The 19,466-nt window shown below is 66.6% G+C and carries 14 protein-coding genes and 1 tRNA gene; 6 read left to right on the top strand and 9 right to left on the bottom strand.

Annotation, left to right across the window (positions count from 1 at the left end; genetic code table 11):
- Window position 1 precedes the first annotated feature (1 nt).
- The 3 genes from murJ to JVX90_RS18300 are packed head-to-tail and all read right to left on the bottom strand — an operon-like array spanning window position 2 to window position 7,069.
- Window positions 2–3,556 (bottom strand): murein biosynthesis integral membrane protein MurJ, encoded by a 3,555-nt coding sequence (gene murJ, locus JVX90_RS18310; protein ID WP_205330087.1) that lies wholly within the window; start codon window positions 3,554–3,556, stop codon window positions 2–4.
- Window positions 3,553–6,105 carry a DUF6049 family protein gene (locus tag JVX90_RS18305; RefSeq protein WP_205330086.1) on the bottom strand — a complete coding sequence of 851 codons (2,553 nt, stop codon included), beginning with the start codon at window positions 6,103–6,105 and terminating at the stop codon, window positions 3,553–3,555. The genes murJ and JVX90_RS18305 overlap by 4 nt, the downstream gene beginning before the upstream one ends.
- Window positions 6,095–7,069 (bottom strand): NUDIX hydrolase, encoded by a 975-nt coding sequence (locus JVX90_RS18300; protein ID WP_205330085.1) that lies wholly within the window; start codon window positions 7,067–7,069, stop codon window positions 6,095–6,097. The genes JVX90_RS18305 and JVX90_RS18300 overlap by 11 nt, the downstream gene beginning before the upstream one ends.
- Window positions 7,070–7,157: 88 nt before the next feature.
- Here JVX90_RS18300 and JVX90_RS18295 point away from each other — a divergent pair, with 88 nt between their 5' ends.
- From JVX90_RS18295 to JVX90_RS18285, 3 genes are all read left to right on the top strand, one after another.
- A complete protein-coding gene (locus JVX90_RS18295) occupies window positions 7,158–8,636 on the top strand; it encodes a CCA tRNA nucleotidyltransferase (RefSeq protein ID WP_205330084.1) in 1,479 nt (492 codons plus the stop codon).
- A gap of 115 nt (window positions 8,637–8,751) precedes the next feature.
- Window positions 8,752–9,843 (top strand): aminotransferase class V-fold PLP-dependent enzyme, encoded by a 1,092-nt coding sequence (locus JVX90_RS18290; RefSeq protein ID WP_205330083.1) that lies wholly within the window; start codon window positions 8,752–8,754, stop codon window positions 9,841–9,843.
- 64 nt (window positions 9,844–9,907) lie between these two features.
- Window positions 9,908–10,300, top strand: a complete 393-nt coding sequence (locus JVX90_RS18285; protein WP_205330082.1) for a hypothetical protein — start codon at window positions 9,908–9,910, stop codon at window positions 10,298–10,300.
- Window positions 10,301–10,312: 12 nt separating this feature from the next.
- Here the strand turns inward: JVX90_RS18285 and JVX90_RS18280 are convergent, their stop codons facing one another.
- Window positions 10,313–11,611 (bottom strand): MFS transporter, encoded by a 1,299-nt coding sequence (locus JVX90_RS18280; protein WP_205330081.1) that lies wholly within the window; start codon window positions 11,609–11,611, stop codon window positions 10,313–10,315.
- Window positions 11,612–11,758: 147 nt separating this feature from the next.
- Between JVX90_RS18280 and JVX90_RS18275 the strand changes: the two genes are divergently transcribed.
- Both JVX90_RS18275 and JVX90_RS18270 read left to right on the top strand, forming a co-directional pair.
- Window positions 11,759–12,352 carry a YqgE/AlgH family protein gene (locus JVX90_RS18275; protein WP_205330080.1) on the top strand — a complete coding sequence of 198 codons (594 nt, stop codon included), beginning with the start codon at window positions 11,759–11,761 and terminating at the stop codon, window positions 12,350–12,352.
- 22 nt (window positions 12,353–12,374) lie between these two features.
- Window positions 12,375–12,989: a DedA family protein gene (locus tag JVX90_RS18270; RefSeq protein WP_205330079.1), complete on the top strand. Its 615-nt coding sequence runs from the start codon at window positions 12,375–12,377 to the stop codon at window positions 12,987–12,989.
- On the opposite strand, the gene JVX90_RS18265 is transcribed toward JVX90_RS18270, so the two are convergent.
- Both JVX90_RS18265 and JVX90_RS18260 read right to left on the bottom strand, forming a co-directional pair.
- Window positions 12,977–13,969: a bile acid:sodium symporter family protein gene (locus JVX90_RS18265; protein WP_205330078.1), complete on the bottom strand. Its 993-nt coding sequence runs from the start codon at window positions 13,967–13,969 to the stop codon at window positions 12,977–12,979. The genes JVX90_RS18270 and JVX90_RS18265 overlap by 13 nt on opposite strands.
- 5 nt (window positions 13,970–13,974) lie before the next feature.
- On the bottom strand, window positions 13,975–14,547 hold the full coding sequence (locus JVX90_RS18260; protein ID WP_205330077.1) for an SdpI family protein: 573 nt from the start codon (window positions 14,545–14,547) through the stop codon (window positions 13,975–13,977).
- Between the two features lie 98 nt (window positions 14,548–14,645).
- Here JVX90_RS18260 and leuS point away from each other — a divergent pair, with 98 nt between their 5' ends.
- Window positions 14,646–17,513: a leucine--tRNA ligase gene (gene leuS, locus JVX90_RS18255; RefSeq protein ID WP_205330076.1), complete on the top strand. Its 2,868-nt coding sequence runs from the start codon at window positions 14,646–14,648 to the stop codon at window positions 17,511–17,513.
- A gap of 97 nt (window positions 17,514–17,610) precedes the next feature.
- Here leuS and JVX90_RS18250 read toward each other — a convergent pair whose 3' ends face one another.
- The 3 genes from JVX90_RS18250 to JVX90_RS18240 all read right to left on the bottom strand — a co-directional run bounded on the left by JVX90_RS18250 (window position 17,611) and on the right by JVX90_RS18240 (window position 19,419).
- The gene (locus JVX90_RS18250; protein WP_205330075.1) at window positions 17,611–18,819 is read right to left on the bottom strand and encodes an RtcB family protein; all 1,209 of its coding nucleotides are present in this window, start codon (window positions 18,817–18,819) and stop codon (window positions 17,611–17,613) included.
- Window positions 18,820–18,859: 40 nt separating this feature from the next.
- A complete protein-coding gene (locus JVX90_RS18245; RefSeq protein WP_040520094.1) occupies window positions 18,860–19,318 on the bottom strand; it encodes an HNH endonuclease in 459 nt (152 codons plus the stop codon).
- Window positions 19,319–19,346: 28 nt separating this feature from the next.
- Window positions 19,347–19,419, bottom strand: a tRNA-Arg gene (locus JVX90_RS18240).
- Window positions 19,420–19,466: the final 47 nt, after the last annotated feature.

Raw genomic sequence — 19,466 nt, 5'->3', positions numbered from 1 at the left:
GTCAGCGCAACGTGACGCGGTTGATGACGGCCTGATACCCGCTGCCGTTCTCCGGGAGCGACGTCAGCCATACGATGAAGTAGCCGGAGCTCGACGGGGACCCGACCTTCAACGTCACCTTCTTGGCGTCGACCGTTCCATTGCCGACCTCGGTGGTCGCGTCGAGTGATGCGGGCTTGCGGGGCGCCGTGCGCAACTCGACGCTGAAGCCGGGTGTCGCCGTCTCGATGGTGACCGTCTTGATCGATCCCGGGGCCTTCAACCGGAACATCAACCCGAGGCCGTCCTTGAGACCGGCGAACTGTGCACCGCGATAGTTGTCGGTCTTCCACGCCGGCGAGGCGCCGGTGAGAACGTTCGAGATGTTGCTCGACGAGTCGGGGTCCTGATCGGACACGTCCAGCAGTGTGACGGCTGCGACCGAGATCGGCGATCCGCCGTCCGGGCCGGGCGCCTGAGCTGCACTCGACGAGGAGTTCGGCAGGAACGAGTCGAGGTTGTTCTCATCGTCGGGTGAGGCGAACATGTTGGTGGCGGCGACGATGACGGCCACGATCACGAACAAGATGAACAAGGCGCCGCCCGCGAGCAGAGCGACATTCCGCTTCCCCGCCTGGCCTTCGCCCATCAGCCGTTCCTTGCGTGTTCGGCTGATGGGTGCGACCGACACCGGTGGCTGTCGCGTCTCGACCCGCGGCAGCATGTCGGTCTGCAGGTCGACGACAGTCGCCTGGTCGAGGACGTGCTGCACGGTGGCGGCGGTCCGGATGCCGCGGTCGCCTTCGAGTGCGCGGGAGGCGACGGCCGAGATCTCGAACGGGATCTCTTGGCGGGCCTGTATCGGCGCTATCGGCTGTCCGGGATTCCGAGGATCGGGATCGGCCAGGCGCATGCCGCCGACGAGGCCGCGGGCGATGGCGGCGGTCGCCAATTCCTTGCCGGTCTCGCCGTCGAGCGTCCAGCGATTCAGGAGGAGTGCGTACAGCACCGCGCCGAGTCCGCGGACGTCAGATGACCTGTCGTCGTCGGCCAGGATCGCAGGGAACGCCAACACGGCGTCGCCGTCGGCGCTGATGCGGATGCGGTCAGGATGGTCGATGGACAGCACGGCGCCCGCACGATGGGCAGCCTCGGCGCCCGCGGCGAGAGCCCGGACGGCACGCGCGGCACCCGTTGCCGACGGCGCGGTCGCGGCCACTTCGGCCAGCGTGGAGCCGTTCACCCACTCGGTGACGACGATGCCGCCGGAGGCACTTCGCACCACGTCGAGGACTCGCGCCACACCTGCGGTGTGCAGCTGGCCGAGTCGCCGTGTGCGGTGGAGGATGGCCTGCGGGCCCTCGTCCTGCGGATCGCGGTCGCCGGGATTGATCGGCGGCGCCACCTGCAGTGGATCGACGAACGTCAATCCGACTTCGCGGTCCAGTCCGGTGTCCTTCGCGCGCCAGAACGCGAGGCCTCGAGTGCCGCCCTGCGGCTCCAGCAGTCGGTATCGACCGCCCGCGACGGCCGCGCCAGGGACCAGCTTCGGCCCGCGCGGTTGAACGGGCGGGTCCGCCTTCGGAATCATGGCCCGCGTCGGCTCCGTCGACGGACGACGATCGTCGTCCGAGTCGGGTCCGGACATCGGTTGAACTCCTCCAGGGCGTTGGGGCTGCGACGGCCCAGGGGTCGGGCGCATCGGCGGGCGAGCCGGGCGCCCGGGTCGGATGACGGGAATGACAGTCGTCTCCCCCGCGGCCCCGCCGGAGTACGCGGAATACTCCTGCCACGTGGCCGTACCCCGGTCGAAGCGGCGTCGGACATCTACTTGCCCAGCGTACGGGAAGGATTCGTCCGAGGAGATCCGCGGGAACTGGACGGTCATGGTGTGCGAATCGCGGTCGGCCTCGGGCTCCGGGGCCGGGGCCAGCCTCGGAATGAAGCGTCCGACGAGACGCATCACGGTGTTGCTGATCGCGACCATGTCGGGCAGCTTGAGCGCCGTCAGCATCAGGTAGACCACGCCGAGAACCACGATCGCGGTGATCGCGAGATAAGCGACAGACCCGACCTTGCCCGCCTCGGTCGACATGCGATGCAGTCCGGTGACCTCGGCGATCCCCCACACTGCGCCGGCAGTCACGACGGAGACGCCCAAGGTGATCAGCGACGAGCGGGCCACATCGGTCATCGTTGCGCCGCCGAGAGTGCGCTTGAGCAGGAGGTGACCGACGATTGCGCCGACCAGGTATCCGAGGCCGTTCGACAACGACAGCCAGCGGACCACGAGTTCGGGGTCGTCGAACAGGACGGGCCCGAGATACGACGCCGCGACCTTGACCACGGTGATGCCGAGGACCATCGCGGTCGGTGTCCAGGCGTCCTCGCGGGCGTAGAAGACGCGCAACTGGACGAGGGTCATCGCGTACGGGATGAGAGTGAAGGCGCCCCAGGCGAGGACCGAGCCCAGTTGTGACGCGGTGTCCTGCTCGAAGTTGCCGAAGTTGAACACCGCGATGCCGATGGCAGGACCGAAGAAGGTCATGAACGCGACGACGGGGACAAGCGAGATCATCGTGAGTCGCGTCGCGAGGGACATGTCGTCGACAACGGCGTTGGTGTCGTCGGCGGCAGCGTTTCGCGACAGTCGCGGCATGATCGCAGTCAGGATGGTCACGCCGAGCACGCCGTACGGCAGTTGCAGCAGCTGCCAGTGGGTGGCGTAGACGGAGATGCCGGACGCGGAGGCGTGTGCGGCGATGCGGTAGGTGATGACCAGGCCGACCTGCAGGACGAGGACGTAGCCGATGATCGCGACGGCCATGTTGCCGAATCGGCGGAGACGGTCGTCCAGGCCCCACTTGAGGCTCAGTTTCACGCCTGCCTTGCGCAGGTACGGCAGCAGAATCGTCGCCTGCATCACGACGCCCAGTGTGGTGCCGACACCCAGGACGAGCAGTTTGGGATCGGACATCCGTGCCGGGTTGAGGGTGAGGTCCCCCGGCATCAGATAGAAGAGGACCAGCGTCGTGATCTGGACGATGTTGTTCAGAACCGGTGCCCAGGCGCCGGGTTTGAACAGTCCCTTCATGTTCAGTATTGCGATGAACAGGGCAGACAGGCCGTAGAAGAGGATCTCCGGCAGCAACAGGTACGCCAGGGCAGTCGTCAGCGATCGGTCGACCTTTCCGTCCCCCACGTTCAACATGGTGAGGAGTGGCGCTGCGATCAGCGCAACGAGTGTCGCCGCACCGAGAACGGTCAGTGTGAGTGTGAAGATGCGGTTGATGAACCCGACGCCGCCGTCGTCGTCCTCAGCTTCGGCGCGGACCAGCACGGGGATGACGATGGCCGTCAGGACCGCGCCGAGCACAACCTCGGCGATCATGTTCGGCAGCACATAGGCGGCTTGGAACGCCGAGGAGATAGCCGGCCCGAGCATCGCCAGCACGAGAACGGTGCGGACGAAGCCCGTGATTCGGCTCGTCAGGGTGGCGATCGCTATGGACCCACCGGTCCGCATCACGCTCTCGTCGGACGGGGTGTCGACTTCTTGCTTCTGCTCGGTCGTCATGCACGCTCTCCGGGGTCGGGGTTCTCACGCTCCGGGGTGTCGGTGACAACACGCTCGGCGGCCAGGCGCTGCTGGTAGCCGGCGGAGGCGAGTTCACGTTCGTGCTCGTCGGGTTCGGGTCGGTCCTCATCGGCCGGGTCGGGTTCTCCGCGGAACCGGTGCCAGAGTCGCCGCGCGGTCAGCAGGATCAGAATGACGCCGGCCGCGATCGTGATGTAGAACAGCGGCTTGCCGTAGGCGTTCGCGTAGATGGACAAGTCGACAGGCGTGCTCAGCGGCACGTCGTTGCTCGTCACGAGAGCGATCCGGACAGTGGCGGGTTGCGAGCTGGATGCGTGGGTGGGCAGCTGCAACTGCCGCGTGCCCTGCGCGGGGATCTCGACCACGCCGACGTCGCCGACGCTGATCTCGTCTGGCGCGGTGATGTCCAGGCGCACTTTGATCGGTAGGGCGAGGTCGTTCCGGACCACGAGCAGGAGTGGGCTGCGTTCGGACGCGAGGGTGTAACGCCCGCTCGGGTCTAGCAACGACACCGACTGTTTGACGTGGCTGAGGGTGAGCCCGATAGCCGTCAGACGCCGAGGGCGTTCGAGACGATAAACGGTGAGATCCGTGCTCGCCGGCGTCGACACCGCGCGAAGGACGTCACGTCGCAGCGGGTCGAGGTACTCGTCCGGACTGAACGGCAGATCGTGACCGGTGGCGAACGAGTCCTCCAACTGCCCGACGAGGCGGAGGTCGCGCTGAACTATCGTCAGGTCTTTCGACGACAGCGGGTAGCCGCTGGCAGCGAGCTGGGGCACGTCACCGGGGACGGCGAGATCGGCACGCGAGTTGGCGTCCGCCAGTCCCGTCACCACGTCTTTCAGCGGGACCGGGTTCGCTGCCCCGGAGGCGACCATCAGACCAGCTGTGTCGAGGAGCGCGCGTGCGTCAGCGGGCGTCGGCGACCAGTAGACCGGCGGCACGGTGAACGCGCTGCGGCCCGTCACCTCGGTGATCTCAGGCCGATCCTCACCCGGGGTGCGGGTCGGGGCGTTGAGCATCGGCAAGGCGATCGAAGCAGCTGCCGTCTGCCTGCGCGACACGTCCGACTCGCCAGAGGTGTCGACCCGCTGCCACGCCGGGATGTACGACGGTGTGCTCGTGTGGGCGCCGACAGCACCGAGTGCACTGCTGACGCCGGGGTCGTAGGTCTGGAGAGCGAATCCGTCGGAGCGGTACTGACCGACCGTCGACGATCCGGTGCGGTCGCTCTGGCCGGGATCGACGGACGTCGACACCACTGCGGCGGCGCCCGAACCCTCGCGCCCGCTGAGGAAGGTTCGGCCCTGTTCGGTGAGTGTTCCGACCGCCGGCACAGTCAGACCGCGGACGGAGGTGACCCCCAGCAGATCGTCGACGGTGTCGTATCCCCCGGCGATCGCGTCGTCCGACAGCGCGGAGTCGGAGATGCGGTGCAGCGAGTCGAGTCCGGCCTGCGCGTACGGGAGTGCGGTCACACACATCGACGACGCGACTTTCGCGAGCCGCTGGAGCCACGACTTCGCCGTCGACGATCCCTCACCGCTGCGGGTGGATGCGGCAGGATCCGCCGGATCGTCGGAGACGACATACCCGGACGCCATCCCCTTCACCGTGACGAGAAGATCGGGGTCCACGGCGATGCATATGGAGCTGCGGACCCGGTCGTCGATCTCGGACGGCTTCGGCTCACCGCCGTCGGAGACGCCGACGATGGTCTCGAGCGCCTTCAACGATTGCCCGAGACGCCCCCCCGGTTCGAGCGAAGACGCCATCGCGTCGCTGGTCAAGCGCATGTCTGCAGTGTCGCCGCCGAGGGTTCCAGCCGCCTGCTGCGGAGGGGAGGCCAACGGCCAGAGGAAGGTGAAGGCCGTCGGGCTCGAGTCGTCGGCCGCGATGGATCCGTCGCGCCCGAGGAGCGGGTCGGCGTCGGCGCCGGAGCCGGGGTCGGTCCACTGTTGGGCGCGAGCACGGTCGGCCGGAAGCGAGAGCACCGGCAGCAGCGTGCGGGAGTCGGCGATGCGCGCCTGACCGCCGTAGTCCGGGGTGCCGTTCACGTTCACGAGCAGCGGGTAGACGCCTGCCTTCGTGATCGACAGTCCGCCGTTCGACAACGGGACCGACACGGTGAAATCCACGCTCTGACGCGGTGCGAGCTCCTTCGCGACGTCGGTGAACGACGTCGCCGTCTCGTAGACCGACGGATCGGCGTCGAGGACTGTGCGCAGGTCCGTCGAGGTGGCGGCCGCCGCCCGCTGGAGTCGGACGATCACGTCGCGAATCGGACGGTCGAAAGTATTGGTGACCTTTCCGCGCACGGTCACCGTGTGCCCGGTGCTCCCGGTGACCGTCGACGGAGTCACCTCGGTGAGCGCGACCGAGGCGTAGTGGGTGTTGGGGCCGCCGTCCGGTTCGGATGCCGCGGGTCCGACACCACCGGTGACCAGAACGAATCCCACGATCAAGAACACTGCTGCGACAAACGCCGTCAGTCGGGCGCCGCGCCCCGCGCGGCTACGAGTCACCGTTGGCCGGGCGCCGCGGTCGCCGCCTGCGCCGCCGGGCTTTGACCGGGGGCGGCGGTTCGTTTCGGCGCTGATTGCGGGCGGCTGCGGCTTTCTCATAGTCGTTCGGTTCGGTACGGATGCAGGAGGCCTCCGACTGCGCCAACCGGCTGGGGTCGCTGCGGAGATCGGCGATCACCGATTCGGCCATCCGTGCGAGACGTCGTTCGTCAGAGTACGTGAGCTTACGGGGCAATTCGCTCAGCGGCACCCACGCGACCTCACTCACCTCGTAGTCCTCGTCGGAGAGTTCACCGCCGGTGAATCGGAGAAGGTAATGGTGGACGGTCTTGTGGATCCGTCTGCCTTCGCTGACGAACCAGTAGTCGATCTTGCCCAGCGGCGCGACGACGGTCCCGGAGATGCCCGTCTCCTCGGCGACTTCGCGCATCGCGGTCTGCTCGGCTGTCTCACCGGTCTCGATGTGGCCCTTGGGCAGCGACCACATCGTCCGACCCCGACGGTCCACACGGCCGATCAGCGCAGCCGTCATGTCGTCGAAGGGCGCGTCGAGGTCTGCGAGCACCAGTCCGCCCGCCGACGTCTCCCGGACGGTCCGCAGCTTGGGCGACGGCTCCGGTTCGGGGGTGCGTCGTCCGCCGCGACGCTTGGTGCGCGGCATCGACGCGGGAGAGTTCTTGTCGGCATTCGACGGCGACGGATTCCCTCGTCTGGACCGTGCTGCGAGGTCGGACGGCTTCGGAGTGCTGTCACCGGCCGGTTTATCGTCCTGAGTCGGTTCGCTGACCTTCGTGGCGTCGGCCGGTCGACCTGAGCGGCGTCCACGACGGCGTCGGCCGCGTCGGTTGCGTCGGTTGCGCTGCGGCTGATCAGGCCCACCGCCCGTAGCCTTGTCCGCGGCACCACTGCCCGACGGAGCGTCGGAGGCGACGTCCGTATGGTGCAGTGATGGTTCGGCAGACACACTCCGATGCTAGCCGTTCGTTACCGTCTGTTAGCTATCGAAGGCTGACCGCGCGAGCCGCATGTCGGGGTCGGTAGTCTTGCATCTCATGACCGGCAGTGCGCAGAGCGGTGGCGCGAGGGACGACGCTCGCGCCGAACGTCGTACCCGCCTCCTTGCGGCGGCGAGTGTCACCCTTGCTTCTCTGAGCGACGTCGTGACGCCGTTGGCTGCCCGATTCGCCGACAGAGGACACGAGTTGTACCTGGTCGGAGGCTCGGTGCGAGACGCGGTGCTCGGCAGGCTGGGCAACGACCTCGATTTCACGACCGACGCTCGACCCGAGGTGATCAGCGAGATCCTGCGCGGCTGGGCGCCTGCGGTGTGGGACACCGGCATCGAATTCGGGACCGTCAGCGCACAGTTCGACGACCACATGGTCGAGATCACGACATTCCGATCCGACATGTACGACCAGGTGAGTCGAAACCCGATCGTCACCTTCGGCGACACGCTCGACGGTGACCTGATCCGTCGTGACTTCCGGGTGAATGCGATGGCCGTTCGGCTTCTGCCGGACGGGACCCAGGAGTTCTGCGATCCTCTCGACGGCATGAGCGATCTGCTCGCAGGAGTCATCGACACCCCGTCTGCGCCCGAGAACTCGTTCAACGACGATCCCCTCCGCATGCTGCGAGGTGTTCGATTCGTGTCACAACTCGGATTCGCGCTGGCCGACCGGGTGCTCGACGCGACACGCGAGATGGCCGAGCAGATCGACCGGATCACCGTCGAGCGAGTCCGAGTGGAACTCGACAAGATGATCCTGGGCGAGTTCCCACTCGACGGTGTCGACTTGTTCGTCGAGTCGGGACTGGCGGAGCGGGTGCTACCGGAGATCCCCGGCATGAAGCTGACGATCGACGAGCATCACCAGCACAAGGACGTCTACCAGCACTCGCTCACGGTGTTGAAGCAGGCGGTCGACCTGGAGACCGGCGACCCCGACCTCGTGCTGCGGTGGGCGGCGCTTCTTCACGACATCGGAAAGCCGGCCACCCGTCGTCACGAAGACGGCGGCGGCGTCAGCTTCCACCACCACGAGGTGGTCGGCGCGAAGATGGTCCGAAAGCGCATGCGTGCGCTCAAGTATCCCAAGGCGATCGTCGACGACGTGTCGCAGCTGGTATTCCTGCACCTGCGCTTTCACGGGTACGGCGAGGGAAGGTGGACCGACTCCGCGGTTCGCCGCTACGTCGCCGACGCCGGTCCCCTGCTCGACCGCCTGCACAAGCTGGTGCGCGCCGATTGCACCACCCGGAACCGTCGACGCGCCCGGAAGCTCCAGGAGACCTACGACGAGCTGGAACAGCGCATCGCAGTCCTCAAGGAGGCGGAAGACCTCGACCGGGTACGCCCCGACCTAGACGGCAACGCCATCATGGCCCTCCTCGGTCTCCCTCCGGGTCCCCTCGTCGGTGAAGCGTGGCGGTACCTCAAGGAACTGCGGCTCGACGCCGGTCCGATGAGCCACGACGACGCGGAAGCCGCACTTCGGGCCTGGTGGGCGGAGCGTTCGGCTCGCTGATCGGCGGTGCGTCGTTCAGCCGTCTGACTTTCCCGGAGCGTTCACCCCGGATAGTTTCCCGGGCTGTGATCGTCGTCGTGTTCGCCCGATCAGCACCGAGGGTAGATTCGTGACCATGTACTGCAGTGAACTCGGGGAACAGTGGCATGCAGCGCGAGCAGAGCCGTCGCTCGCACATCTGGATGCGGCGTCGGCGGGACGATCGTCACGGTCGACTGTCGAATCGATCACCCGACACCTTGAGCGTGAAGCCGAACGTGGCGCATACGTTGCAGCCGACGAACAGGCGGAAGCACTCGACGCGAGCCGCGCGGCGATCGCCTCCCTCATCGGGCACAGCCCGGAGGAGGTCTCCTATCGGGACAGTGCACGCGCGGCGATGCGCGCACTGCTCAACGGTTGGGCGTTGCCCATGTCGCCGATCGTGTGGGTCGGAAAGAACGAGTTCGGCCCGAACCTCGCCGAGTTCGAGCGGCGGAACTTCGCGGTCCGGGCGCTGCCCGACGCCGACGTCTACGGTCGCATCGATGTCGACGCGCTGGAGAACATGCTGCAGTTCGAGCAGCCCGACTTCATCCACGTCTGCCACATCGGCTCGGCGAGTGGTGTGGTGCAGCCGGTGGAACAGATCGTCGAGGTCGCGCACAACGCGGGCGTGCCCGTCGTCGTCGACATGGCCCAGTCCGTCGGCCACGTGCCGACCGTGACGGGCGCCGACGCGGTGTACGGCACCGCGCGCAAGTGGCTGACCGGCCCACGCGGAATCGGTTTCGTCGCGGTCCGACCCGACGCGCTCGCGCATATCGACGTGTTCTTCTCCGAGTCGTTCATCGCAGGTCAGCTCGGGCTCGGTCAAGCGGTCGCCGAGGTGATCGAGATCGGCCCGGACCGCGTGTACTCGGAGCTCGCAGCCATCGGCCGCATCACCCGTGAACGTCTCAACGGAATCGGCAGCTGGGAGGTGGTCGAGCCCGTCGACGAGGCGTCAGCGCTGGTGACACTCGCGCCGCCGCCGGGATGGGGACCGTCCGACCTGCACGCCGCGAAGGCGAAACTGCTGCAGTCGGGAATTCTGGTGACCGCAGCAGAGCCATGGCGAGCACCACTGGCGGGCGACCGGTCGTTCCTGCGGGTGTCCCCGCACCTCGATGTGCGGCGCGAGCAGCTCGACGATCTCGCGAACGCCATTCGCACCATGGGGTACTGACCGGCGATCGGGCGACGCGCCGCAGGCAGCGGAACCGCGGACGGGATCTGTGCGTCTAACTGGTATGGACCCCGTCATCGAGTACGGATTCGGCACCGGCGACGGCGACCTCTCGTCGTGGCGTTCCCCCGCCGATCTGGACCTGTCGGGTGACGGCCTGTTCGACGCCGTGGCGCTCGATTTCGACGGCGACGGTCGCGTAGACGACGCCATGTGGGATTCAGACGGCGACGGCGTCGCCGATCGATCGGCGCTCGACCTCGACGACAACGGGCACCCCGATTCGGTGTTCACCGACGGCGGGAAGGGACTCTGGGAGCGCCCAGCAGACTCGGCGCGGACGGTCGACAGGCCGCGCGAGTCCTCTCTCGACACCGATGGCGACAGTTCCGACGACACAGTCCTCATCGACTCCGACGGGGACGGGTACGCCGACACTTCGAGGCCGATCCCCTAGGAGGTCGGCGGGTCAGACGAGGTGTTGTTCGCGTTCCACGGTGGCCGGGTCGGGGCCTTCGACGGCCACCGGGTTCGACCGCCAGACGAACGCGGCCCCGACGACGTAGAGGATCGTCCCCACGGAGATCAGCCCGATCGAGAATCCGTTGGCCGGGATCACCAGTGCGGCGATGAAAGCGGCCGCCACGAAAGCCGAGTTGAACAGGGCGTCCTGAACGGCGAACACCTGCCCGCGGTACGAGTCGGGGACGTCGCACTGCATGGCGACGTCGCCGCACAGCTTCACCGTCTGGCCGGCCAGTCCGAGCAGACCTGCGCTGAGCAGCACGGTCGCCGCCTGCAGCGGCCCGATGAGCGCTTCGGCCAGCGCGCCGACCAGAAGTGCACAGGCGACTGTGCGGCGACGCCCGAAATGGTGGACGGACCACGGAGTCGAGACGGCTGCGATGAGCGCACCGAGGGCGACTGCGGCGCCGATCGCCGCCATCGCACGGACGTTGGTGAACAGCGGCCATCCGAGGTCGAAGTTGCGGACGATCAGCAGGAACATCAGCGTGTTCATACCGAAGACGATGCGGTGGACGCCGATGGCGCCGAGGACGACGGCCACGCTGGGATGGTCGGCGACTGCGCGGATGCCGTGGGCGAGCCCACGCCCCATCGAGTACAGAGCGGAGTGGCCCGCGCCGTCGGGCCTGTCGGGTCCGAGGCGCTTGGGGGCGAAGGTCGCAGCGAGCAGTCCGGAACAGAGGGCGAACACGGCACCGGACAGAAGGGTCGCCCCCGAGCCGGCGTTGTCTGCGCCGAAAATCGCCCTCAGCACCGTCGACACTGCGGCGCCTGCGGCCAGCATCGCGGCACCGAGAGTGGTGAACACGGCGTTCATCTCGATGATCACGGACGCGGGCGCCACATGCGGCAGTCCGGCGGACAGACCTGATGCGACGAAGCGACTGCATCCGGTCACGACCAGTGCGGCCAGCAGGACGGCAGTGTCGGGAACATTGGCACTCATCGTGATGGCGACGAGAACGACGGCGAGGGCCCGTAGGACGTTCACCCAGACCAGGACGCGGCGCCTGTCCCAATGGTCGAGCAGCGCACCGGCGAACGGACCGAGTACCGAGTACGGAAGAAGGAGAACGGCGAATCCGGCGGCGATAGCGATCGGGTCGGTGTGCCGATCCGGGTTGAACAAGATCGAGAACGCGAGCGCCGCCTGAAACGCACCGTCGCTGAGCTGGCTCAACACCCTGACTCCGAGCAGGCGAAGCAGGCCCGGGGACTTGACCTGCGACCAGAAGCTCACCACTCGATCGTACCGACGGCGGACAACTTGGTTCGCACGGTCGGCGCACGTCACATGAATGGTTTCCCGGTCTGTCATGAACGACCCGATTCGGGCAACGTCGTGGCCGCGTCGCGGCCGTCGCGAGCCATCTGGTGTCATGATGGGATGGTGTCCGGCGGTGAGTTCATTCACGATCGACCCGAGGTGGCTCCCGGGGCGCTTCTGATCGCGTCCACGGCGCTGTCAGGCGAGACGTTCGTGCGGACCGTCGTCTATGTGATCGAGCACGACGAGCAGGGCACCCTCGGCGTTGTCCTCAACCGGATGAGCGACGCCGCCGTCCACAACATCCTCCCGCGCTGGGCCGATCTGGCGGCCAGTCCACGCGCGGTCTTCGTCGGCGGCCCGGTCGGCACATCGTCCGCCCTATGTCTTGGAGTGGCGAAAGCCGGCGTCGATGTCGCCAAGCAGCCCAAACTCCATCAGGTGCTCGGACCTGTCGCGATGGTCGACCTCGACGCCGACCCGGAGGAGATGGCGACCGTCCTCACCGGCGTTCGGATCTTCGCCGGGTATGCGGGCTGGGAGGCCGGGCAGTTGGACGACGAGCTCGCCGAGAGCAGCTGGATCGTGGCGCCCGGACTCCCGACGGATCTGTTGTCGGAACCGTCGGTCGACGTCTGGCAGCGAGTCCTGCAGCGACAGCCGTGGCCGCTGCCGCTGTTGTCCACGTATCCCCTGCGCCCGGAAGACAACTGACCGCCCCGCGGTTGACACCGGAATGCAGTTCCTGACCGATCAGTTGACGTCGTGGATCGATGCGGCACCCGCGTGGGCGGTGTACGCGATCACCGCGGGCGTTGTGTACATCGAGACGTCCGTGGTCGTCGTGGGTGTGGTGGTGCCGAGCGAGGGTGTGCTGATCGCAGCAGGTGTGGTCGCCTCGATCGGATCTGCGCACATCGGCGTCCTCATCGTCCTGAGCGCACTGGCCGCGATTGCGGGTGATTGGACCGGCTATTGGGTGGGCCGAGGATTCGGTCCTCGACTGAGCGCCACCCGATTGGGCCGCCGCATGACACGCCGCATGATCCGGGCGCGCCGACAGGCGCCGAGTCCCGGTGACGCGATCGTCGCCGTCGCCTCCGCGCGGTGGATCGGCTTCGTCAGGAGTCTGATCCCCCTGGTCGCAGGCGCCCGCCGGATGCCGTTCCGACGCTTCGCGGTGGCGAGTGCCATCGGAGCGGTCAGTTGGACGGCGACGGTCCTGCTCATCTCGTGGGCGGTTGGAGCCACCCTCGGCGCCGACGTCGCGCTGATGGTCGCGATCGGCGTCGGACTGCTGTCGTTGGCGTTTCTGATCTATCGGCGCGTTCGCCAGACTCAGGCGACCTGAGTCTCCTGGGCCGGAGCGTCACGACCGTAGCGGGCCGACAACCATGCGCAGAGCACAAGCTGGATCTGGTGGAAGATCATCAACGGCAGCACCATGAAGCCGACGATCGAACCTCCGAACATGACGCTCGCCAGTGGGAGACCGGTTGCGAGGCTCTTCTTGGTCCCGCAGAACTGGATCGCGATCGAGTCGGCCCGGTCGAAGCCCATCCGCCGCGGGACGTACCACGTCAAAGCCAGCATCACGCAGACCAACACCAGTGACACCACCGCCACCATGATCACCTCGAACGCGGTCACTCTGCTCCACAGTCCAGATTGCACGCCCTCGCTGAACGCGACATAGACAACAAGGACGATCGAACCCCGATCGACGTATTTGGTCGGCTCGGCGTACTTCTTCAAGAATGGACTCACCAGCGGTCGCGCGAGCTGTCCGACGATGAACGGAACGAGGATCTGCAGACAGATCTTCAGGATCGAGTCCCCGCTGATGTGAACACCAGCGGTTGAGCTCATCGTCAGCACCACCAGCGCTGGGGTCAGGACGACGCCGATCAGGTTGGACGCCGACGCGCTGACGATGGCGCCTGCCACGTTGCCGCGAGCGATCGAGGTGAAAGCGATCGACGACTGCACCGTCGACGGGACCAACGTGAGGTAGAGGAAACCGGCGGCCAGGTCGGAGCCGATCATCGGAGTCAGCACGGGCTTCAGCAGAAGTCCGACGATCGGGAACAGAACAAACGTGAACGCCAGAATCGTGGTGTGCAGACGCCAGTGGGTGAGTCCGTCGAGCGCCTCGCGAGGCGACAGCCGGGTGCCGTACAGGAAGAACAGCAGCGCGATCAGGCAGGTGACTACCCAGTCCATCACCTCGGCGAAAACTCCGCCCGCAGGGAAGACTGCGGCGACGACGACAGCGGCGAAGATCGACAGAATGAAACCGTCGATCGGCGACTTCTCCAGAAGCTTGCGCATACCGATCAGTGCACGGCGCCGGGAGCGGAGTGAGCGGGCCGATCAATTACGGCGCCGGGAGTGGAGTGAGCGGGTCGGTCAGTCGGGGCACCGTCGGTGGTGCACATGCCCTGAAGTGCACAGGAGCCGCACGAGCTGGTCCCGCAGTCGGAGGCCGGGTCGTCGGTGCATCCGTCGTCGGCGGGAGTGGTCGTCTCGCCGGAGCAGCAGCCCGAGCTGCATCCTCCCTCGTCCTCCGGTTCTGGGACCGCTGCGGCCACTCGGACGCCGAACCCGGCGGCTAGGACGGCGATGCCGAACCCGGCGACGATGGCGACGATCGCGAACAGGAAGCCGAGATCGCCGGAGAATCCGAGCACACCTCCGATCGCGAGAACCAGTGCGGCGAAGAGGAAGCCCGGCGAGGCGGCCTTGTTGCCCGCGGCGAATGCCTCGGCGGATCGCATCGTCTCGTCGGATCGGACTCCGATCCACCGATTGCGCTTGATGCCGCCGAGCAGGCCGGCGGTGCCGACGCCTGCCCAGAACACTGCGAGTAGAAGCGCGAGAACGGCGGTGACGACGGACAGGATGTGCACAGAACCAACTGTACGACCGACCTTGTCGCCGTTTCGAATCGTGTGACGACGGCAACCGTGCTTTTGGGCGTCGAACAGCGACGATTTACCCTGGTGGGGTGACCTCCGCTGATTCTTCGCATCGTCCCGCCGAGTTCGTTCCCGGGCATCGGTACACCGCCGCAACGGCCGGTGAGATCGAGTCGCGCTGGCAGGAGCGTTGGGCGACCGACGGCACCTTCCACGCACCGAACCCGGTCGGTCCGCTCGCGGGCGACTTCAGCGCGTTCGACGGCCCGCAGCCCGACGCCGACGACAAGCTGTTCGTGCAGGACATGTTCCCGTATCCGTCGGGTGCTGGACTGCATGTGGGGCACCCGCTGGGCTTCATCGGCACGGACGTCTTCGCCCGTTTCCAGCGGATGACGGGTAAGAACGTCCTGCACACGATGGGTTTCGACTCGTTCGGTCTGCCGGCGGAGCAGTACGCGGTGCAGACGGGCACCCATCCGCGCACCACCACCGAGGCGAACATCGAGCGGTACCTCGGGCAGATCCGTCGTCTCGGCCTCGGCCATGACGAACGACGCCGCGTTGCCACCACCGACGTCGAGTTCTACCGCTGGACTCAGTGGATCTTCCTGCAGATCTACAACGCCTGGTTCGATCCGGCCCAGGGCAAGGCCCGGCCGATCGCCGAACTCGTCGAGGCTCTCACGTCGGGAGAGCGCTCGTTGGACGACGGCCGCGCGTGGGCCGAGCTGACCGCCGCCGAGCGGAACGACGTCCTCGATTCGTACCGTCTCGTCTACCTGAGCAACTCGCTGGTCAACTGGTGCCCCGGTCTCGGGACCGTGCTCGCGAACGAGGAGGTGACCGCGGAAGGCAAGTCGGAGCGCGGCAACTTCCCCGTCTTCCGTAAGAACCTCCGTCAGTGGATGATGCGGATCACCGCGTACTCGGACCGACTGATCGACGACCTCGACCTGCTCGACTGGCCGGAGAAGGTCAAGACGATGCAGCGCAACTGGATCGGCCGGTCGCGGGGCGCACAGGTGAAGTTCTCGACTGCGGCCGGTTCACCCATCGAGGTGTTCACGACCCGCCCCGACACGCTGTTCGGCGCCAGCTACATGGTCCTGGCACCTGAGCACGAGCTGGTCGACGCACTGGTCGCCGACGCGTGGCCCGAAGGCGTGGACGACCGCTGGACCGGTGGTGCCGCCACCCCGGCCGATGCCGTCGCGGCGTACCGGGCGTCGATCGCCGCCAAGAGCGACCTCGAGCGTCAGGAGAACAAGGAGAAGACCGGCGTCTTCACCGGTGCGTACGCCACCAACCCGGTGAACGGAGCGCAAGTTCCGGTCTTCATCGCCGACTACGTCCTGATCGGTTACGGCACCGGCGCCATCATGGCGGTGCCGGCGCACGACACTCGCGACTATGAGTTCGCGACGGCCTTCGGTCTCCCGCTGCTCGAGGTGATCGGCTCAGACGAGGGCATCGCAGAGGCGGCCTTCACCGGTGACGGCCCGCTGGTGAACTCCGATTTCCTGAACGGTCTGACCGTGGCCGACGCGAAGGCCGCGATCATCGAACGCCTGGAAGCCGACGGCACGGGCACCGGAACCATTCAGTACAAGCTGCGAGATTGGCTGTTCGCCCGTCAGCGTTATTGGGGTGAGCCGTTCCCCATCGTGTACGACGCCGACGGCGCCCCTCACGCGCTGCCGGAGTCGATGCTGCCGATCGAGTTGCCCGAGGTCGCCGACTACGCGCCCGTCGCGTTCGATCCGAACGACGCCGACAGTGAGCCGTCTCCCCCGCTGGCGAAGGCCACCGACTGGGTGAGCGTTGAGCTTGATCTCGGCGACGGTGTGCAGACGTACACGCGCGACACCAACGTCATGCCGCAATGGGCGGGCAGCTCCTGGTACCAGCTGCGGTACATCGACCCGACGAACGACGAGACCCTGTGCGCCAAGGAGAACGAGGCGTACTGGATGGGTCCGCGTCCGGCGTTGCACGGACCGAACGATCCGGGCGGTCTGGACCTGTACATCGGAGGCATGGAGCACGCGGTCCTTCATCTGCTGTATTCGCGCTTCTGGCATAAGGTGCTGTTCGACCTCGGCTACGTGACCAGCGTCGAACCGTACCGCCGACTCTTCAACCAGGGCATGATCCAGGCGTTCGCGTACACCGATTCGCGCGGCGTCTACGTGCCGGCCGACGAGGTCGTGGAGAAGGACGGAAAGTTCTTCTACCAGGATGAAGAGGTCAATCAGGAGTACGGGAAGATGGGCAAGTCGCTCAAGAACTCCGTTGCTCCCGACGATATCTGCCGCGACTACGGCGCCGACACCCTTCGCGTGTACGAGATGTCGATGGGTCCGCTCGACCAGTCGCGTCCGTGGGCGACGAAGGACGTCGTCGGCGCCCAGCGTTTCCTGCAGCGCGTCTGGCGTCTGGTTGTCGACGAGGAGTCGGGTGAAGTCCGGGTGACCGGCGACGAACCCGCCGTCGACACGCTCAAGGCGCTCGCGCGCACCGCGGAGGGTGTGCGTGACGACTTTGCGAACCTGCGGACCAACACCGCCGTCGCCAAGCTCATCGAACTCACCAACCACCTGACCAAGACGTACCCGAATGGCGCGCCGCGGACGGCGGTCGAGGCAGTCGTGCTGATGCTCGCTCCCCTCGCTCCGCACCTCGCCGAAGAGCTGTGGGGTCGTCTGGGCCACGACGGATCGTTGGCGCGCGGACCGTTCCCCGAGGTCGATGAGCGGTATCTCGTGGACGACAGCGTTGAGATCCCGGTCCAGGTCAAGGGCAAGGTTCGGAGTCGGGTGACGGTCGCCGCCGACGCCGACGAGGCCACCGTCGTCGCTGCCGCGTTGGCCGACGAGAAGATCGCCGCGCTGCTCGACGGTGAACCGCGCAAGGTGATCTACGTTCCCGGCCGCATGGTGAACGTCATCCCGTAGCAGGTACGCCAAAAGTCAGTACTCAGATCGAGACTCGAGGGCATATTGCCCTCGGTGTCGCGTCTGAGTACTGACTTTTGCGTCTGGCAGCGGGCGCTCAGCCCTTGACGCACATCAGCGTGGTGAGGCGGGCGACCACCTCGACCAGCGGTGACGGCCCGGTGGTCTGGGCGTTGATCACCTGCTGAAGGTCCTTGTAGGCGCCCGGGATCTCGTCGAGCACCCCGCGGTCCTTGCGGCATTCGACTCCGGCCGTCTGCGTCGCGAGGTCGTCGACGGTGAACGTCTTCTTCGCCTTGGTGCGGGACATACGACGGCCGGCACCGTGGGACGCCGAGCACAGGCCCTGCTCATTGCCGAGACCACGGACGACGAACGATCCGGTTCCCATGGAGCCCGGAATCAGCCCGAGATCGCCAGAGCCCGCGCGGATCGCGCCCTTGCGGGTGACGATCACATCCACGCCGTCGTAGGTCTCCTCTGCGACGTAGTTGTGGTGGCACTGCACCTCGGACCGGAACGTCACCTGCGGGAAGTGTTCGACGACGACAGCCTTGACCAGGGCCATCATCGCCGCCCGGTTCAGGCGGGCGTAATCCTGCGCCCAGTACAGATCGTGCAGGTAGGCGGACATCTCCTCAGTTCCTGCGAGGAACACCGCGAGGTCGCGGTCCGGCAGGCCGAGATTGTGCTCAAGGGTTCGAGCGGTCTCGATGTGCCGACGCGCGAGTTCGTTGCCGATGTTGCGGGAGCCGGAGTGAAGCATCAGCCAGATGCTGCCGTCGTCGTCTGCGCACACCTCGATGAAGTGATTTCCCCCGCCCAGGGATCCGCACTGGGCGTGCATGCGGCCTTCACGTTCAGCGATCTTCGGCGCACGGAGTGCGTCGAACGATCCGAAGAGCCGGTCGGCCTCGCGCTTGAGCGGCCACTGCTTCCGCAGCACGTCGGTGACGCCGTTGTGAGCGTTGAAGCCGACGGGAACGGCCTGCTCGATGCCCGCACGCAGAGGTGCGAGGCTGTCCGGCAGGTCGTCCATCGTCAGATCGGTCTGAACGGCTGCCATGCCGCATCCGATGTCGACACCGACGGCTGCCGGCGCGACGGCGTCGCGCATCGCGATCACTGAACCGACAGTCGCACCCTTGCCGAGGTGCACGTCGGGCATCACCCGGAGCTTCTCCACCCAGGGGAGCTTGGAGATGTTTCGGAGCTGGTCCAGCGCCGCAGGTTCGATCTCTCCCGGTTCGGCCCACATCAGCGTGTCGGCCCGCGCTCCGGGAAGCGCAACGGGGTACTCGTTCATGAGTCCCCTCCTCTCAACAATGTTCTTCTCTCAATGGGCATCACGCCCAGGCGGGACGGTAAGGCTCCCAGAGCAGGCGGAGGCCCGCCTCTTCCGGGGTGCGATCGCCCTTGTCCCAGTTGCATGGTCCGCATGCTGCGATGCAGTTGAACCAGGTGTTGCCGCCCCCGCGGGACTGCGGCATCACGTGATCCCACGTGTTCGCGTGCAGGCCGCAGTAGCCGCAGAGATGGCGGTCCCGACGCAGAATCTTCTCGCGCGTTGTACGGTCCACCTCCACGTACGGGCGGTACACGTAGTCGCGGAGGATCACCTCCCGCGGAACCTCGATCTGCATGGACACCGCGTGTGCGATGACCGGCGGGTCGAAGTTCGCGACCACCCACACCTTTCCGTCGAGCAGATGCCCGACGATCTCGCGAAAAGGTCGACTGTGGAGCACTGCGTTGTCCGCATTGCGGACCACGACGGGTATTCGATCTATCGCCTCGATGACCATGACTGCCCGAGCCTCTTCTCGCTTCGCGTGTCCTCCAAGGGATTTGAACCCCTGACCTCCCGGTTCGTAGCCGGACGCTCTATCCACTGAGCTAGGAAGACGTTGTATGACGTGGAGAACGCTAAGTGTCCGCTAAAGTCCGGTCAAG

The organism is Gordonia sp. PDNC005 (assembly GCF_016919385.1).
Taxonomy (GTDB): Bacteria; Actinomycetota; Actinomycetes; order Mycobacteriales; family Mycobacteriaceae; genus Gordonia.
This window is presented reverse-complemented; position numbering and strand designations above follow the sequence as displayed.

Bases quoted from the DNA above. Each gene is read 5' to 3' on its own strand.
- JVX90_RS18265 (WP_205330078.1), bottom strand. From the start codon at position 13,969: ATGCGCAAGCTTCTGGAGAAGTCGCCGATCGACGGTTTCATTCTGTCG.
- JVX90_RS18295 (WP_205330084.1), top strand. From the start codon at position 7,158: ATGACCGGCAGTGCGCAGAGCGGTGGCGCGAGGGACGACGCTCGCGCC.
- JVX90_RS18275 (WP_205330080.1), top strand. From the start codon at position 11,759: ATGGTGTCCGGCGGTGAGTTCATTCACGATCGACCCGAGGTGGCTCCC.
- murJ (WP_205330087.1), bottom strand. From the start codon at position 3,556: ATGACGACCGAGCAGAAGCAAGAAGTCGACACCCCGTCCGACGAGAGC.
- JVX90_RS18250 (WP_205330075.1), bottom strand. From the start codon at position 18,819: ATGAACGAGTACCCCGTTGCGCTTCCCGGAGCGCGGGCCGACACGCTG.
- JVX90_RS18245 (WP_040520094.1), bottom strand. From the start codon at position 19,318: ATGGTCATCGAGGCGATAGATCGAATACCCGTCGTGGTCCGCAATGCG.
- JVX90_RS18290 (WP_205330083.1), top strand. From the start codon at position 8,752: ATGTACTGCAGTGAACTCGGGGAACAGTGGCATGCAGCGCGAGCAGAG.
- JVX90_RS18270 (WP_205330079.1), top strand. From the start codon at position 12,375: ATGCAGTTCCTGACCGATCAGTTGACGTCGTGGATCGATGCGGCACCC.
- JVX90_RS18285 (WP_205330082.1), top strand. From the start codon at position 9,908: ATGGACCCCGTCATCGAGTACGGATTCGGCACCGGCGACGGCGACCTC.